The sequence below is a fragment of the Xanthomonas sp. NCPPB 3005 genome, from assembly GCF_041228095.2.
GTDB classification, from domain to species: domain Bacteria; phylum Pseudomonadota; class Gammaproteobacteria; order Xanthomonadales; family Xanthomonadaceae; genus Xanthomonas_A; species Xanthomonas_A bonasiae.
Genome location: NZ_CP166096.2, coordinates 5275693 through 5292725, shown reverse-complemented (window position 1 = coordinate 5292725; position 17033 = coordinate 5275693). Strand labels below are relative to the sequence as shown.

The 17033-nt window shown below is 70.3% G+C and carries 14 protein-coding genes; 6 read left to right on the top strand and 8 right to left on the bottom strand.

The features are described 5' to 3' along the window. Positions 1-23 precede the first annotated feature (23 nt). Positions 24-1073, top strand: coding sequence for a type VI secretion system protein TssA (gene tssA, locus AB8810_RS22955; protein WP_369915008.1), 1050 nt, complete (start codon positions 24-26; stop codon positions 1071-1073). 478 nt (positions 1074-1551) lie between these two features. Here tssA and AB8810_RS22950 read toward each other — a convergent pair whose 3' ends face one another. After that, entirely contained in the window at positions 1552-1839 is a 288-nt protein-coding gene (locus AB8810_RS22950) for a DUF2782 domain-containing protein (RefSeq protein WP_145703958.1), read from the bottom strand. Positions 1840-2155: 316 nt separating this feature from the next. Here AB8810_RS22950 and polA point away from each other — a divergent pair, with 316 nt between their 5' ends. Together polA and AB8810_RS22940 are read left to right on the top strand one after the other, a co-directional pair. After that, a complete protein-coding gene (gene polA / locus AB8810_RS22945) occupies positions 2156-4924 on the top strand; it encodes a DNA polymerase I (RefSeq protein WP_369915007.1) in 2769 nt (922 codons plus the stop codon). A 724-nt stretch (positions 4925-5648) separates the two neighbouring features. Next, complete coding sequence (locus AB8810_RS22940) at positions 5649-6128, top strand: DUF421 domain-containing protein (RefSeq protein ID WP_179569868.1); 480 nt, start codon at positions 5649-5651, stop codon at positions 6126-6128. Positions 6129-6256: 128 nt separating this feature from the next. Here the strand turns inward: AB8810_RS22940 and AB8810_RS22935 are convergent, their stop codons facing one another. From AB8810_RS22935 to AB8810_RS22910, 6 genes are all read right to left on the bottom strand, one after another. Further along, positions 6257-6535 carry a DUF2164 domain-containing protein gene (locus tag AB8810_RS22935; protein WP_369915006.1) on the bottom strand — a complete coding sequence of 93 codons (279 nt, stop codon included), beginning with the start codon at positions 6533-6535 and terminating at the stop codon, positions 6257-6259. Continuing rightward, positions 6532-7431: an oxygen-dependent coproporphyrinogen oxidase gene (gene hemF, locus AB8810_RS22930; protein WP_179569864.1), complete on the bottom strand. Its 900-nt coding sequence runs from the start codon at positions 7429-7431 to the stop codon at positions 6532-6534. The genes AB8810_RS22935 and hemF overlap by 4 nt, the downstream gene beginning before the upstream one ends. 349 nt (positions 7432-7780) lie before the next feature. After that, complete coding sequence (locus tag AB8810_RS22925; protein ID WP_369915005.1) at positions 7781-7972, bottom strand: hypothetical protein; 192 nt, start codon at positions 7970-7972, stop codon at positions 7781-7783. Beyond that, a complete protein-coding gene (locus tag AB8810_RS22920) occupies positions 7948-8781 on the bottom strand; it encodes a hypothetical protein (protein WP_369915004.1) in 834 nt (277 codons plus the stop codon). The genes AB8810_RS22925 and AB8810_RS22920 overlap by 25 nt, the downstream gene beginning before the upstream one ends. 40 nt (positions 8782-8821) lie before the next feature. Continuing rightward, positions 8822-9385 carry a hypothetical protein gene (locus AB8810_RS22915; protein WP_369915003.1) on the bottom strand — a complete coding sequence of 188 codons (564 nt, stop codon included), beginning with the start codon at positions 9383-9385 and terminating at the stop codon, positions 8822-8824. 222 nt (positions 9386-9607) lie between these two features. Continuing rightward, positions 9608-11989 carry a prolyl oligopeptidase family serine peptidase gene (locus AB8810_RS22910; protein ID WP_369915002.1) on the bottom strand — a complete coding sequence of 794 codons (2382 nt, stop codon included), beginning with the start codon at positions 11987-11989 and terminating at the stop codon, positions 9608-9610. A gap of 226 nt (positions 11990-12215) precedes the next feature. Between AB8810_RS22910 and AB8810_RS22905 the strand changes: the two genes are divergently transcribed. The 3 genes from AB8810_RS22905 to AB8810_RS22895 all read left to right on the top strand — a co-directional run bounded on the left by AB8810_RS22905 (position 12216) and on the right by AB8810_RS22895 (position 16139). Next, a complete protein-coding gene (locus AB8810_RS22905) occupies positions 12216-13616 on the top strand; it encodes a cytochrome ubiquinol oxidase subunit I (RefSeq protein ID WP_369915001.1) in 1401 nt (466 codons plus the stop codon). Further along, positions 13616-14632, top strand: a complete 1017-nt coding sequence (gene cydB / locus AB8810_RS22900) for a cytochrome d ubiquinol oxidase subunit II (protein ID WP_179569855.1) — start codon at positions 13616-13618, stop codon at positions 14630-14632. Before AB8810_RS22905 ends, cydB begins: the two co-directional genes overlap by 1 nt. Positions 14633-14777: 145 nt before the next feature. Next, positions 14778-16139: an AMP-binding protein gene (locus AB8810_RS22895; protein ID WP_369915000.1), complete on the top strand. Its 1362-nt coding sequence runs from the start codon at positions 14778-14780 to the stop codon at positions 16137-16139. 196 nt (positions 16140-16335) lie between these two features. On the opposite strand, the gene AB8810_RS22890 is transcribed toward AB8810_RS22895, so the two are convergent. Next, complete coding sequence (locus tag AB8810_RS22890) at positions 16336-16869, bottom strand: AAA family ATPase (RefSeq protein ID WP_369914999.1); 534 nt, start codon at positions 16867-16869, stop codon at positions 16336-16338. Between the last annotated feature and the right edge of the window lie 164 nt (positions 16870-17033).

Below are 17033 nucleotides of genomic sequence, written 5' to 3'. Positions count from 1 at the left end.
CATCCGCCCCGGAGTGATTGCGCATGAGCACCGAACAGACCCTCGAGACGCTGCTGGCGCCGATCGCCGACGACGCGGCGTCCGGCCCGGACCTGGAATACGACCCCGACTTCCTGGCGCTGGACCGCGCCGCGGCGAACAAGGCCGAGCGCGCGGTCGGCGACAGCGTGATCGCCGCCGAGGAGCCGGACTGGGACAAGGTGCAGACGCTGGCGCTGGCGCTGTTCCGCCGCAGCCACGACCTGCGCGTGGCGATCCACCTGAGCGCGGCCTGGCTGCGCCTGCGCGGCCTGCCCGGCTGGGCCGACGGCCTGGCCCTGGTGCACGCGCTGCTGGCGCAGCGCTGGGACAGCGTGCACCCGCAGCTGGACGCCGAGGACGACGACGACCCGACCGCGCGGGTCAACGCGGTGGTCGCGCTGGGCGATCCGCTGGGCCTGCTCGGCGCGCTGCGCAGCACGGCCTTCGTGCAATCGCCGCGGCTGGGCCGCTTCAGCCTGCGCGACCTGCGCGTGGCCAACGGCAGCGTGAAGCCGGCCAATGCCGGCGACAGCGTGCCGTCGCTGACCGAGATCGAGGCCTGCTGCCTGGACTGCCCGCTGGAAGCGCTGGGCGAGACCGTGGCCGCGGTGCAGCGTGCGCAGCAGCTGGCGCGCGAGGTGGACGCGCTGTTCGCCGAACGCATCGGCAGCGCCGCGCCGGACCTCAAGCCGCTGCTCGGCGACCTGCGCGACCTGGAGCGCTTCCTGCTGCCGCAATGGACCGCGCGCAACGGCGGCGCAGCCGAGGGCGACGCGGCGGGCGAGGCGCCGGCCGACGGCCAGCGCGGCACTGCCGCGCCCGCCGGAGCCGGCGGCAATGCCCGCATCGCCAGTCCCGACGACGTGATGCGCCGGCTCGACGAGATCTGCGCCTACTACGCCAGCCACGAACCCTCCAGCCCGGTGCCGCTGCTGCTGCGCCGCGCGCAGCGCCTGGTCGGGCGCAACTTCCTGGACCTGCTCAAGGAACTGGCCCCGGCCGGGGTCAGCGAACTGCAGCACGTGGCCGGCGTCCGCGACGAGGACGCCTGAGCCGGCGCGTGCCGCCGGCTGCGGTGCCGGCGTTCCCCCGGTGCAGGCAGCTTCGGCCCGGCACCGCCGAAGTCGGGGGCGTTTCAGGCGCCGTGCGTCGCGACTGAAGTCGCTCCCACAAGGGGCTTGCGGCGTGCCGGCCGGTGCACTGTGAGGGACTTCAGCCCCGACTGCTGCCGAAGCCGGATGGCTGGACGACTTCGCTCGACGCGGTTGAAACCGCCCCTACGGGAAACGGCCGGCGTGTCGGGTGCACTGCAGGAGGGGCTTCAGCCCCGACATGGCGCCGAAATCGCTGTGGTTGCCGACTCCGCGCGTCGTGATTGAAGTCGCTCCCGCAAAGGCCAGCCGCGCGCTGGCTGGGCACACTGTGGGAGCGACCTCGGTCGCGACGCGTGGAGCATCCGAAAGCGCGCCAGGTTTCCGTTTGTGGCAGCGGTGCGCGGCCGGCGCTGGATCGAGCATTCCCGATCCGGCGTCACCAGCTATACAGCTTCCAATACACCGGCGACACATTGTCCTTGCTGCCGTCCATGTGCCCGTCGCCGTTCTGGTCGTAGAGGTAGTAGGCCGGGGCGTTGGCCGGAGTCACCTTGACCGCGCGCAGCTGGCCGGAGACCCGGTATTCGTCCACGCTGTCGCCGTTGTCCATCGTGCGATGGGTCACGTCCGCGCCGCGGACGTCCACCGGCGGGCCGTCGGGGCCGATCCCGGTCGAGGCGCAGCCCGCCAGCAGCAACAGTGGAACCAGCATCAGGGCTTTCATTGCAGCATTCTCCACAGCGAAGTCGTCGCACGGATTATGCGCCGAGAGGCCGCATTCGGCGCGTAACGGCTGGATGCGCGCAGCGCTTCACCCAACCCCTCTCTTGATGGGCTGGCGGCTGTTCCTTCTCCCACCGGGACCATGGCCCCCTTTTCGGGGGAAGGTGCCCCGCAGGGCCGGATGAGGGTACGGGCGCAGCCTCGCGCACCCAACCCCAGCGAGTCGCTTCGCGCCGCACCCTCACCCCAACCCCTTCCCGGCGGGAGAGGGGCTCCGGATCCCCGGTCCCCAGCCAGGTGCAGCGTAGAATTGCCCGATGAGCCGATTAGTCCTGATCGACGGGTCCAGTTACCTGTATCGCGCGTTCCACGCGCTTCCCCCACTGACCAACCCCGCCGGCGAGCCCACCGGCGCGCTGTTCGGCGTGGTCAACATGCTGCGCGCCACGCTGAAGGAGCGCCCCGAGTACGTCGCCTTCGTGGTCGATGCGCCGGGCAAGACCTTCCGCGACGACCTGTACGCGCAGTACAAGGCCAACCGCCCGCCGATGCCCGACGAGCTGCGCGCGCAGGTCGAGCCGATGTGCCAGATCGTGCATGCGCTGGGCATCACCATCCTGCGCGAGGGCGGGGTCGAGGCCGACGACGTGATCGGCACCCTGGCCCTGCAGGGCGCCGGCGACGGCCTGGACGTGACCATCTCCACCGGCGACAAGGACTTCGCCCAGCTGGTGCGCCCCGGCGTGCAGCTGGTCAACACCATGAGCGGCAGCCGCATGGACTCCGACGCGGCGGTGATGGAGAAGTTCGGCGTGTGGCCGAGCCAGATCGTCGACCTGCTGGCGCTGATGGGCGACGCCATCGACAACGTGCCGGGCGTGGACAAGTGCGGCCCCAAGACCGCGGCCAAGTGGCTGGCCGAATACGGCTCGCTGGACGGGGTGATGGCCAATGCCGACGCGATCAAGGGCAAGATCGGCGAAAACCTGCGCGCGGCGCTGGCGCGGCTGCCGCTGAACCGCGAACTGGTCACCATCAAGACCGACGTGGCCCTGCCCGGCGGCCCGCGCACGCTGGCCCTGCGCGAGCAGGACCCAGACCTGCTGCGCGGCTTGTACCAGCGCTACGGCTTCACCCAGGCGCTGCGCGACCTGGACGGCGGCGTGGCGGCCCCGGCCGGCGCCGCCGAGGTGACCCCCAGCCTGCGCGGTACCGCCGCCGGCTACGCCCGCGCCGCCGCGCCGATCGACGACACCCTGGACCCGGCGCTGGCCGCCAAGGGCGAATACGCCGCGATCATGACCCCGGAGCAGTTCGAACACCTGCTGCAGCGCCTGCGCGCGGCCGCCGGCTTCGCCTTCGATACCGAGACCGACGCGCTGGACGCGATGCGCGCCAACCTGGTCGGGCTCAGCTTCGCGATCGAACCGGGCCGCGCCGACTACCTGCCGCTGGGCCACGACTACCCCGGCGCGCCGGTGCAGCTGGACCGGACGCTGGCGCTGGCAGCGCTGAAACCGCTGCTGGAGGACCCGGCCAAGCCCAAGGTCGGCCAGCACGGCAAGTACGACCTGCACGTGCTGCGCCGCCACGGCGTGGACGTGCGCGGCTACGCCGACGACACCATGCTGGAGAGCTTCGTGCTCAACTCCACCGCCAGCCGCCACGACATGGACTCGCTGGCGCGGCGCTACCTGGGCTACGACACGGTCAAGTACGAGGACGTGGCCGGCAAGGGCGCCAAGCAGATCGCGTTCTCGCAGGTGGCCATCGACGACGCCACCGGCTACGCCGCCGAGGACGCCGACATCACCCTGCGCCTGCACCGCGCGCTGTCCGCGCAGCTGGACGCCGAACCGGCGCTGGCCAAGGTCTACCGCGAGATCGAGATGCCGCTGGTGCCGGTGCTGGCGCGGATCGAGGCGAATGGCGTCAGTGTGGACATGGCCGAACTGCGCAGGCAGAGCCAGGACCTGAGCCAGCGCATGCTCGCCGCGCAGCAGAAGGCCACCGCGCTGGCCGGGCGCACCTTCAACCTGGATTCGCCCAAGCAGCTGCAGGCGGTGCTGTTCGACGAACTGAAACTGCCGGCGCTGATGAAGACCCCCAAGGGCCAGCCCAGCACCAACGAAGAGGCGCTGGAGGCGATCGCCGATCAGCACGAACTGCCGCGGGTGATCCTGGAATACCGCGGCCTAGCCAAGCTGCGCAGCACCTACACCGACAAGCTGCCGGAGATGATCAACCCCGACACCGGCCGCGTACACACCAGCTACCACCAGGCCGGCGCCGCCACCGGACGGCTGTCCTCGGCCGATCCGAACCTGCAGAACATCCCGATCCGCACCGACGACGGCCGCCGCATCCGCCGCGCCTTCGTCGCCCCGCCCGGGCGCAAGCTGATCGCCTGCGACTACTCGCAGATCGAACTGCGGATCATGGCCCACCTGTCCGAGGACCCGGGCCTGCTGCGCGCCTTCGGCGCCGGCGTGGACGTGCACCGCGCCACCGCCGCCGAGGTGTTCGGGCGCAAGCTGGAGGACGTCACCAACAACGAGCGCCGCGCCGCCAAGGCGATCAACTTCGGCCTGATGTACGGCATGAGCGCGTTCGGCCTGGCCCGCAACCTGGGCATCGGCCGCGGCGAGGCGCAGGACTACGTGGCGCTGTACTTCAGCCGCTACCCGGCGGTGCGCGATTTCATGGAGCGCATGCGCGAGCAGGCGCGCACCCAAGGCTACGTGGAGACCCTGTTCGGCCGCCGCCTGTACCTGAACGACATCAACGCCAAGCAGCAGGGACTGCGCGCCGGCGCCGAGCGCGCGGCGATCAACGCGCCGATGCAGGGCACCGCGGCGGACATCATCAAGCGCGCCATGGTCACCGTGGATGCCTGGCTGGAGCCGCACCGCGAGCGCGCGCTGATGATCCTGCAGGTACACGACGAACTGGTGTTCGAGGCCGATGCCGACTTCGTCGACACGCTGCTGCCCGAAGTGACCCGGCTGATGGCCGGCGCCGCCGCGCTGAAGGTGCCGCTGGTGGTGGACAGCGGCGTCGGCGACAACTGGGACGAGGCGCATTAGTTGGGGGCAGGGAATCGGGAGTCGAGAATCGGGAACGGGAAGTCCGGGCCGGCCAGTGGCCGGGGCTTGGTGTGGTGAACGGGGATGGGGGCGCGTTGCCGTAGGCGGCCCGATTCGCGGGCGCAGGAATGGTGGCCGGGCCGCGCTCGTGATGTTGCGGCACGCCTGAACGCCTTTATTGGAAATCGCGCGGCGTGGCGATGGAATGGCCGGGGAGCGTCGCAGCGCAACTGTCTACGCGCTGCTCCTGGCGTTGCTCGCGTAGCGAAGCAGACGGTTTCGCAGCGGTTTTGGAGCATCCATGCGCCAGACCGGCGAACAGCGCACGGTTTCGGGATCCACTCCGCATCACAAACGAGCGTTCGCCGCGTTCTTGCGCACGGATCCACCCTATAAAAAGCAGTTGTTTCTGGAACCCTGCGTTGCGCTGGATTTCGTGAATGAATCAGTCCTTAATTCGATGAATTTTTAACTAAAATCTTCACGAACTAGCAAGGTGCAAAATGTTTTTATATCCCTCGACAGGCGCAATACCTGTCGCGGATCTCCTCCCATCCCCTGGAGCAGATCTAGGAACGGCGACTCCTCCCCAAGTCTCCGTTCCCTGGCCCCGCCGACCTCCCCCTGGTCCGCGGGGCTTTTTTATTGCCTGCGAAAAAATCCAGTTCAGCGCCATCGCCGCCGGCACGCGCCGGGGCGCAACCACCAACCTGCGAGCCGCGCGATGCCCGATCTTTTTCATCTGTCGATGCCTTGGTGGGAATTCATTTTCCGCGCGGTGGTGGTGTATGTGGCGGTGCTGACCATGGTGCGGGTATCGGGCAAGCGCGCGATGGGGCAATTGACACCGTTCGACATGCTGCTGATCGTGCTGCTCGGCAATGCGGTGCAGAACGCCCTGCTGGGCCAGGACACCTCGCTCGGCGGTGGCCTGTTGCTGGCGGCGACGCTGATCGCGTTGAACTTCGGGGTCGGCCTGATCACCTCGCGCAGCGATCGCGCCGAGCGCCTGATCGAAGGCGAGCCGGTGGTGCTGGCGCGCGACGGCCATGTGTTCCGCCAGGTGCTGCGCCGCGAACTGGTCAGCAACGCCGACTTCGAGGCGGCGATGCGCCAGCAGGGCTGCCCGGGCCTGGACAACGTGCGCCTGGCGCTGCTGGAGACCAACGGCCACATCACCATCCTGACCGCCAAGGACAGTTGAGCAGGGCTTCCGGCAGCGCCGAGGCGCCTGCCCGCTGTCCCTGTAGGAGCGGCTTCAGCCGCGACCGGGCTTCACCGGTAACGCCCGGTCGCGGCTGAAGCCGCTCCTACAGGAAGCGGCGCCCCCACCTAGCGGCGCGGCTCGGTCGGTTGCTCCAGCTGGTAGAGCGCGTCGTCCAGCGCGTCCAGCTGGGCGGCCAGCTGCGCGCGCGCGTCCTGCAGGCCGCGATTGTAGAAATGCGCGCCGATGCGCTCGGCGACGAAATCGAGCAGGAATTCGGCCTCGAAGCCGCCGATCTGCTGCTGCAGCTCCTCGCGCAGGTAGCGCTGCAGCTGCTCGGCGATGCGCGCCTTCTCCTCACGCCCCAGCACGCTCGACGGCAGCGGCGCGCGGCGCTGCGCGCTCATGCCAGCCAGTCGCGCGGCACCAGGTAGTCGGCCAGGCGCGCCTCGGCGCTGTCCGGCTCGGGCTGGAACCCGTATTCCCAGCGCACCCGCGGCGGCAGGCTCATCAGGATGCTCTCGCTGCGGCCGCCGCTCTGCAGGCCGAACAGGGTGCCGCGGTCGTAGACCAGGTTGAACTCGACGTAGCGCCCGCGCCGGTACAGCTGGAACTCGCGCTCGCGCTCGCCCCACGGTAGCGCGCGGCGGCGCTCGACGATCGGCAGGTAGGCATCCAGGAAACCGTCGCCGACCGCGCGCTGGTAGGCGAAGTCGCGCTCGAAGTCGGCGTGCAGGTCGTCGAAGAACAGCCCGCCCACGCCGCGGGTCTCGTTGCGGTGCTTGAGGAAGAAGTATTCGTCGCACCAGCGCTTGTGCGCGGCATAGCGGTCCTCGCCGAACGGCGCGCACAGCGCCTGTGCGGTGCGGTGCCAGTGGCGCACGTCCTCGTCGAACGGGTAGTACGGGGTGAGGTCGAAGCCGCCGCCGAACCACCAGGCCACGGTTTCGCCGTCGCGCTCGGCGCGGAAGAAGCGCACGTTGGCATGGGTGGTGGGCAGGTAGGGGCTGTGCGGGTGGAACACCAGCGACACGCCGGTGGCGCGCCACGAGGCACCGGCCAGTTCCGGGCGGTTGGCGCTGGCCGAGGGCGGCAGGCGCGTGCCGGACACGTCGGAGAAGCCGATCCCGGCCTGCTCGAACAGCGCGCCGTCGCGCAGGATGCGGGTGCGCCCGCCACCGCCCTCCGCACGCTGCCACAGGTCCTCGGCGAAGCGGGCGCGGCCGTCGGCGGCCTCGATGGCGGCGCAGATGCGGTCCTGCAGCCCGGTCAGGTAGTCGCGTACTCGGTCGAACTCGGTCATGGTGGCGGTAGGCAGTCGGGCGGGGGAGGGGCAGCCACCTGTAGCTGGGCGACAGGCAGCGGCGTGCCGCACATTATTGCGTGCCGATCGCCGGGGGCTGTTAACGCGGTCGGATGACCGCATTTCCGCGCGCTGCGTTCGAGCGTCGAGGCGTGCGCCGCGGCGGGCTGGGCGCCCGGGGGCCTTTTCGGGCCGCCCGCTGCCGTGTGCCTGGGCGTGTCATCCATGTCAGAGCAGGTCGCAGCCCCAACCCGCAGGACTAAGCTCGCTCGTGCGCGCTGCCGTGTCGGCGCCGACGTGGATGCATGCGCGGCGGTGGCGCGAGTCGCCCGGGGACGGAGGACACGCCCTAGGGCGCCGTGGCCCCGCAGTGGTCGGCCTCGTCGCCGAAGAACACCACGAAGCGGTGCGCGTGATCCAGGCCGAGCAGCCGCTTCGCGCCGAGCGGACGCAGCCGCCATGGCTGTCCATCCTGCTGGCGCAGCGCGACCTGCCCGTCCTGCAGACGCGCTTCCATCACGTTGCCGTTGCCGTCGCGCACGCTGCCATCGGCGCCGAACTGCAGGCTGATCGCGTCGCCGATGGGGGCGATGAAACGGCCGCATGGCAGCCGTGTGGCCGGCGGCGACTGCAGCAGCGCCGCGTCCACGTCTTCCAGTGCCGTGGTGCGGCCGCAGGCCACCGCAGGGCGCAGGCCTGTTCAAGCAGTGCCTTGGCGCGCAGGAACTGGCCGTCGTCCCACTGCCGTTCCGCCGCCGCCGTGCAGATCTGCGGGGAGGCGCTGCGCTGGCACACGGCTTCGGGCTGCACGGCGGCCCCGGCCTGGTCGGGGGCGGTGGTCGCCGTCGCTGCGGGATCGAGCAGCGCACGGCAGGCGAACGGCAACTGCGGCCCGCACAGCGCCGCGGCTTGCGCTTGGTCGCCTGACGCCAGCCGCTGCGCGCAGGCCGGCAGGTCCGCGCGGCATTGCGCGATCGCCGCTGTCGCCGCCGGGACGGAGGCGGCGCAGGGCGCGCTGCTGCCGCGCCGATAGACGGTGCCGTCCGCCGCACGGACTTGCGCGGCGTCCGCCGACAGCGTGTAGCGCTCGCTGCGGCCGCTGGCCAGATCGAACAGCTGCAAGGCGTTGCCCTCGCGCTGCAGATGGAAGCGCCGCGGCGTGTCCTGCTCGGGTTCCAGCCGCGCGCTGTCGGCGCTTTCCAGGTACAGCGCGTTCTGCGCGCCGTCCACGTACAGGCCGCAGACGGGGGCGGCGGGCGCGGCGGCGGCGCAGGCGGCGATGCCGAACCAGGCCAGCGCGGACAGGGTGGCGCCGGCCAGGAAGCGGCGGCTGGGGCAATGCGATGTCATCGGAAATCCTTTTCGAAGCCGGCGATGCCGGCGGGTGGAATCAGCTGCGGAACTCGGCGCGGATCGCCGGCCGGTACAGCTGGTAGACGATCCAGCCATGCAGCGCGGCGAAGACCAGGGAGGTCACCGCCGCGGTGGCCATGCTGATCATGCGTCCGGACTGCAGCTGAGCGAGCAACTGCGCGCCGTCGGCGCTGTGCAGCAGCGCCTCGGGCAGCATCTGGTGCATCGCGCCGAAGAAGTGCCACATCAGCGGCAGGCTGGCGAAGTTGGCCAGTCCGGTGACGACCAGGAAGGCGACGAAGCTCAGCCGTGCCCATTCGCGCCGTTGCTGCAGCCCCCACGCGGAGGCGCTGAACAGCAGCGCCAGCAGTGCCGACAGCAGCGACAGCGCGAGCATGTGGTCCAGGCACCATTGCCACAGCGCCGGCGGCGTGATGCCGACGCGCGCGAACAGCCCTTGCAGCGCGCCATCGGGCAGCACCGCCAGCACCGCCACCTGGCACAGCGCGTACAGCAGCCAGACCACGCCGACCACCAGCGAGATCTTCGCCATCGTGTCGATCATCGGGTTGCGTGCGGAGGGCAGGGGCGGGGGTGGCATCGGCGGTCCTTCGATGGGGTGCGGCACGGGGGCCGCGAAGCGTCCGGCAAGGATAGGGCGGGTGGCTGCCGGTGCAAGCGAGCTGTGCCCCTTCGCCCGCCGGTCAGCGGCAAGCCGGCGCTTCGCTCGTCGCGACTGAAGGCGCTCCCACAACAGCCCCTGCGTTCCGCAGGCAGTCCTGTAGGAGCGGCTTCAGCCAAGACCGCTTGCCGAAAGGCAGACCTATTTCACCTGCTGCTCGAACAGCTTCAGCACCCGCTTGTACTCGTCCAGCCACGAATCGGCGCGGGTGAAGCCGTGCTTTTCCAGCGGGTACGGGGCGATCTCCCAGTTGTCCTTGTGCAGCTCGATCAGCTTCTGGCTCATGCTCACCGAATCGCGGAAGAACACGTTGTCGTCGACCATGCCGTGGGCGATCAGCAGGTGGTCGCGCAGGCCGGCGGCGTATTCGATCGGCGAGGAGGTGCGATAGGCCTCCGGGTCCAGCTCCGGGGTGTTGAGGATGTTGGCGGTGTACTCGTGGTTGTACTGGGTCCAGTCGCCGACCGGGCGCAGCGCGGCGCCGGCCTTGAACGTGCCGGGGCTGCGGAACAGCGCCATGTAGGTCATGAAGCCGCCGTAGGAGCCGCCGTAGATGCCGGCGCGGTCGCGGTCGCCCTGCTTGTCGGCGACCAGCCAGTCCAGGCCGTCCAGGTAGTCCTCCAGCTCCGGATGGCCCATGTTGCGGTAGATCGCGGTGCGCCAGTCGCGGCCGTAGCCGGCGCTGGCGCGGTAGTCCAGGTCGAGCACCACGTAGCCCTTCTGCACCAGCAGGTTGTGGAACATCTGCTCGCGGAAGTACGGGGTGTAGCGCGCCGACACGTTCTGCAGGTAGCCGGCGCCGTGCACGAACATCACGATCGGGTAGCGCTTGCCGGGCTCGGGATGCTGCGGGCCGTAGTACTTGCCCCAGACCACGCCGGCGCCGTGCTTGGACGGCACCTGCACGTATTGCGGCTGGATCCAGTCGCGCGCCTTGAACGCGGCGCTGCGGGTGTCGGTGAGGGTGCGCGCGTTGCCGCCGGCCACCGGCACGACCGCCAGCTGCGGTGGCAGGTAGCTGCCCGAGTAGCGCACCAGCAGCTGCTGGCCGTCCGGCGACAGCGCGAAGTCTTCCACGCCGTCGAGCGCGGTCAGTTCGCTGACGCGGTCGTCGCGCAGGTCGAGCTTGCACACCTCGTAGTCGCCCGGCCACTTGCGGTTGCACAGGAACAGGAAGCCCTGGCCGTCGGCCGTGGCGACCGGCGCGGAGACTTCCCATTTGCCCGAGGTGCGCTGCCGCGGCTTGTCGGTGCCGCGCTGGGTGTACAGGTGCGCATAGCCGGATTGTTCGGACAGCAGCCACAGCGTCTGGTTGTCCGGCAGCCAGCCGAAGTCGTTGAAGCTCCAGCCGATCCAGGCCGCGTCGGTGAGGCGGTGGCGGTTGAGCAGGGTGGCCTTGTCCAGATCGACGCTGGCGATCCAGCGGTCCTTGTTGTCCACTGCGCGCAGCATCACCGCGACATTGCGGCCGTCGTCGCTCCAGTGGATCGCCGGACCGGCGCCGTCGCCGTCGGTCTCCACGCGGATCGCGCGCGGCCCCTTCAGCGGTTCCTGCTTGGCCGCCTTGCGCAGCGCCGCCAGCGGATCGGCGTCGATGCCGGGCAGGGCGGCGACGTCGAGCTTGCGCGCGCTGCCGGCGCTCACGTCGACCAGCCACAGCGTCTGCGCCAGCGGCGGGTTGCGGCCGACGCGGGTGCGGGTTTCCTGGAATTCCTCGTAGCCCGATTCGGTCACGTACTTGGGCATCTTGCCGTCGCGGCCTTCGTCGCCGCCCTTGGCGTGGGTCACCACCAGCAGGTGGCGGCCGTCCGGCGACAGTGCGCTGTCGTCGATGGCCACGTCTTCGCCCAGGTACACCGGCGCCGGCGCACGGCTGCCGTCGGCGCGCCGCCAGGCCTGCTCCTGCTGCCGCGCCAGGTCGCGCTGCGCGCGATCGCGGGCCAGGGTTTCCAGGGTGCGCAGCTGCTGCTCGCGCAGCGCATCGGGCTTGGGCGCGGCGTCGGGATCGCGCTCGGCCTTGAGCACCGCCGCCTGCAGCGTGCCGCCGCCGGCGCTCCAGCGGTACCAGTCGTTGCCGACCCGCCACAGCGCGCCGCCGTCGGTGGTGAACTGCGGGCGCGCCGCGGCGTCGTTGCTGCGCGTCAGCTGGGTCAGCGCGCCGCTGCGCAGGTCGCGCAGGAACACGTCGCCGTTGCGCACGAACAGCATGCGCTGTCGCCGCGCGTCGTAGACCGGATCGGCCGCATCCAGGGTGCTGCGCTGGGTGTCCTCGACGCGCTGCGCAGCGGCGCCATCGACGCCCTGGCGGTAGGTATCGCGCACCGGGCTGCCGGCGCGCTTGAGCTGGTACTGCACCTGGCGCCCGTCCCAGGCCCACCAGGCCGTCTCGACCGGCGGCCCGATCCAGTCCGGATCGGCCATCGCCTGCTCGATCGTCAACGGAGCGGCGGTTTCCTGCGCGGCGGCCAGCGGCGCCAGGCAGGACAGGGACAGCAACACAACGCACAGGGGGACGCGACGCATCTGGATTCCGGACGAACGGGCAAGCGGGGAGGGTAGCAGCCGCGATGGCGCGGCGACTGCGCCGTTGGTCATGGGGCGGCCGGGATTGGGGATTTGCAGAGGCCTTTCGCTTTTGCCAATCCCCAATCCCCAATCCCCAATCCCGGCCCTGCGACAAGACGTCACACGCAATTTCGCCCGGCTGGGCCAACAATGGCGGCCAGTTACGGTTTCACGAGCGACGTCCATGGACGCAGTGCTGCTCTCGCGTATCCAGTTCGGATTCGTCATCAGTTTCCACGTGTTGTTCCCGGCCTTCACCATCGGCCTGTCGAGCTGGCTGGCGTTCCTGGAGTGGCGCTGGCTGCGCACCCGCGACACGCTGTGGCGCGACCTGTATTTCTTCTGGCTGAAGATCTTCGCCGTGTCGTTCGGCATGGGCGTGGTCAGCGGCATCGTGATGAGCTTCCAGTTCGGCACCAACTGGTCGGTGCTCAGCGAGCGCGCCGGCAACATCCTCGGCCCGCTGCTCAGCTACGAGGTGCTGACCGCGTTCTTCCTGGAGGCCTCGTTCCTCGGGGTGATGCTGTTCGGCTGGCGCAAGGTGCCGGAGAAGCTGCATTTCCTGTCCACCTGCCTGGTCGCGATCGGCACGCTGATCTCCACGTTCTGGATCCTGTCGGCCAACAGCTGGCTGCACACGCCGGCCGGCTACGCCATCGTCGATGGCGTGTTCCAGCCGACCAGCTGGCGCGAGGTGATCTTCAACCCGTCGTTCCCGTACCGGCTGGCGCACATGGTGCTGGCCGCGTTCATCACCACCTGCTTCGTGATCGGCGGGGTCAGCGGCTGGTACCTGCGCCGTGGCGTGCACGTGCAGGTGGCGGGGCGGATGCTGAAGCTGGCGGTGGCGTTCGCCGCGATCGCGGTGCCGCTGCAGATCGCCGCCGGTGACGCGCATGGCCTGAACACGCTCGAGCACCAGCCGATCAAGGTGGCGGCGATGGAGGCGCACTGGCATGGCGAGGCGCCCGGCGCCGGCGTGCCGCTGGTGCTGTTCGCGGTGCCCAACGAGCAGGCCGAGCGCAACGACTACGAGGTCAAGATCCCGCGCGTGGGCAGCCTGATCCTGACCCATACCCTGGACGGCGAGATCGCGCCGCTGACCTCGGTGCCCGCCGACGAACGGCCGCCGGTGAAGCCGGTGTTCTACGCGTTCCGGATCATGGTCGGCCTGGGCATGGCGATGCTGCTGCTGGCCTTCGTGTCGCTGTGGTTCTGGTGGCGCGGCACGCTGCTGCGGCGGCGCTGGCTGCACGTGGCCTGGAACGCGATGCTGCCGGCCGGGTTCGTGGCCTTGCTGGCCGGCTGGTTCGTCACCGAGATCGGGCGCCAGCCGTATGTGATCTACGGCCTGCTGCGCACCCGCGATGCGGTCAGCGCGATCAGCCCGGCGATGGTGTGGGTGTCGCTGGGCGTGTACGTGGCCGCCTACGCCTTCGTGTTCGGCTTCGGCGGCTGGTACATCCTGAAGATGCTGCGCAAGGGGCCGCTGCCGCACGAGCCCGAGCCGCAGCTGCACGATGGCGACAGGACGCCGGCGCGGCCGATCTCGGCGGCCGGCGACGATCTCGAGGAGACACGCTGATGGACATGGCCACCGTGCTGCCGGTGATCTGGTTCGGGGTGATCGGGTTCGGCGTGCTGATGTACGTGCTGCTGGACGGCTTCGTGCTCGGCCTGGGCATCCTCGCCCCGTTCGCCGAGGACGAGGACCAGCTCGACCTGATGATGAACACCGCCGCGCCGATCTGGGACGGCAACGAGACCTGGCTGGTGCTCGGCGGCGCCGGCCTGCTGGCGGCGTTCCCCAAGGCCTATGCGCTGATCCTGTCGGCGCTGTACCTGCCGGTGCTGCTGATGCTGATCGCGCTGGTGTTCCGCGGCGTGGCGTTCGAGTTCCGCTTCAAGGCGCATCGCTCCAAGTACCTGTGGGGCTGGGCGTTCGCGCTGGGCTCGCTGTGCGCGGCGTTCTGGCAGGGCGTGATCCTCGGCGCGCTGGTCGAGGGCATGCCGCTGCAGGGCGGCAAGTACCTCGGCGGCGTGCTGGGCTGGTTCAGCCCGTTCTCGATGCTGACCGGCGCGGCGGTGGTGTTCGGCTATGCGCTGCTCGGCGGCAGCTGGCTGATCCTGAAGACCGAAGGGCCGATGCAGCGCATCGCGCGTTCGCTGACCCGGCCGCTGGTGCTGGTGGTGGTGGTGTTCATGGGCCTGGTCAGCGCCTGGCTGCCGTTCCTGGACTCGCGGATCATGGCGCGCTGGTTCCACGGCGGCAATTTCTGGTGGCTGTCGCCGGTGCCGCTGCTGGTGCTGGTCAACGCGTTCGCGCTGTGGCGCGCGGCGATGGCGCAGGGCCGCGACGCGCGCCCGTTCGTGCTGACCCTGTGCTTCTTCGTGCTCGGCTTCTTCGGGCTGGTGCTGGGCATCTGGCCGAACATCGTGCCGCCGGGGCTGACCATCTGGGAAGCGGCCTCGCCGCCGTCCTCGCAGGGCTTCGTGCTGGCCGGGCTGGTGGTGCTGCTGCCGGTGATCCTGGGCTATACCGCATGGTCGTACCGGGTGTTCCGCGGCAAGATCACGGCCGACAGCGGCTACCACCACTGAGTTCTCCGGTGGAGTCGCGGCGCGCGTGCGGCGTGCCGCCATCGCGTGGGCAGTGCGCCCGGCTTGCCAGCGACGGCGGTGGCCGCCAAGCTACCGATTCGCGCTGCCCGTTGCGGGCCTGTCGCCCGCCGAGCCTTCGCCACGCATGCCTGTCGCTTCGTCCGCCGTTTCCCCGCCGCTCCTGCATCCGCTTGCCGTCGGCGACCTGCACCGTCCGCTGGCCTACGCCGGCGGCCAGCACATCGATCTGGCCACGTTCCTCGGCCATGTGCGCGGCCTGGCGGCGGTGCTGCCGCCGGGCCGGCATGCGCTGAACCTGTGCGAGGACCGCTACCGGTTCATGGTCGCGTTCTGCGCGGTGGCGCTGCGCGGGCAGACCTCGCTGCTGCCGTCCTCGCGCGCGCCGGCAGTAGTCGCCGAGGTGCAGCGCAGCCATGCCGACAGCTATTGCCTGGGCGACCTGGCGCTGGCCGAACCGCCGCCGCGCTACTGGCAGCTGCCCGATCCGTTGCCGAGCCTGGACGGCGACATGCCGCAACTGGCGGCCGATGCGCTGGTCGCGATCGGCTTCACGTCCGGCAGCACCGGCACGCCGAAACCCAACCCCAAGACCTGGGGCAACTTCCTGACCAGCACCCGCCAGGATCTGCTGGCGCTGGTCGGATTGTGGGAGGCGGACGCGGTACCGCAGGTGGTGGCGACGGTGCCGCCGCAGCACATGTACGGCATGGAGCTGTCGATCCTGCTGCCGCTGGTGACGCCGCTGGCGGTGCATGCCGGGCGGCCGTTCTTCCCCGAGGACGTGGCGCGCGCGCTGGCGCAGGTGCCGGCGCCGCGGCTGCTGGTGACCACGCCGGTGCACCTGCGTGCGCTGGTCGAATCCGGCGTCGCCCTGCCGCCGCTGGCCGGCATCGTCTCGGCCACCGCGCCGCTGGCGCAGGAACTGGCCGCGGCCGCCGAGGCGCGCTTCGGCGGGCAGGTGCGCGAGATGTTCGGCTCCACCGAAACCTGCGTGTTCGCCAGCCGCCGCACCGCCTGCGAGGCGCAGTGGACGCCGCTGCCCGGCGTGCGCGTGGCGCCGCAACCGGACGGCACCCTGGTGCACGCGCCGCACCTGCCGCAACCGGTGCTGCTGGCCGACCTGATGGACGTGGACGCCGACGGCCGCTTCCAGGTGCGCGGCCGCCAGGCCGACCTGCTGGAGATCGCCGGCAAGCGCGCCTCGCTGGCCGACCTGACCCGGCGCCTGCTGGCCGTGCCGGGCGTGGTCGACGGCGCGATGCTGCAACTGGAGCCGGAACCCGGTCAGCGCGTCGGCCGCATCGCGGCCGTGGTGGTCGCGCCGAGCCTGGACGAAGCCGCGATCCTGGCCGCATTGCGCCGCGAGCTGGACCCGGTGTTCCTGCCGCGCCGCCTGCGCAAGCTCGATGCCTTGCCGCGCAACGAGACCGGCAAGTTGCCGCGCGATCGGTTGCTGGCGTTGTTGGCGGGCGAGCGCGAGGGGTGAGGGTCGATTGGCGCCGGATGCCGTAGCGCTTCCGGTGACTGCCGCATCTGCGCAGCATGGCGCTGCATCGGCCGGGAAATCCGTTGCGGGTCCTGATCGGCCAAGCGGATACGGTACGCATCCCGCACGCCTGGCGGTCGTCGCTGCCTTTGGCACTCGGCTTGGCCTCAACGCCGAATGGAGCAGCCGCCGTTCTTCAGGATAAAGCGCTCAAGACTTCCGCCACCAGGCGCTCCAGGTCCACCGGCACGCGCGTATCCACCGCCACCACCGTCCCTAGTCCCACCGGCCCGGCGTACTCCGCAAGCATGTCCGGCGGCAGTTCTTTCAACGGATGCGCGGCGTGATGTGCGCTGGCCGCGGCGCGATCCCGAAAACGCCGGGCGGTTTCGTCGGGGCCGCAGTCGCAGTGAACTTCGACGATGACCGCGTCCAGGTTGGCCAGTTTGTCGCGTTCGTACGCGCTGCGGGGCCGGAAGTTGGCTTCCAGCACCGCGTGCGGCGCGTGGCGCGCCAGCGACCAGAGCAGTTCCATCGCCGCGCCGCCAAGCCGGCGTGACGCGGCCAGATCGCCGCCGCTGTCGCCGAGGCTGTCGGTCAGCGTTTCCTTGATGACATCCTTGCAGAACAGCGGAAAGCCGAGCCGTTTGGCGAGCGGCATCGCCAAGGTGGTTTTTCCTGCGCCAGGTGCGCCGGACACGATCACGATCTTGCGGCGACTGTCGGACATGGCATGCCAGTGCGAGGATCTGGGGCGGACGCCGCCGAGCAGCTGGCGACGTTACTTGGGATTGAGGCGCGCGCATCTGCAGGTGGCGAACCGCAGTGGCAGTGGCGACCGAACGTCCTGCATTGCTCGACGCCTGGTCGAACGAACCGCACCAGCCGTCGCGG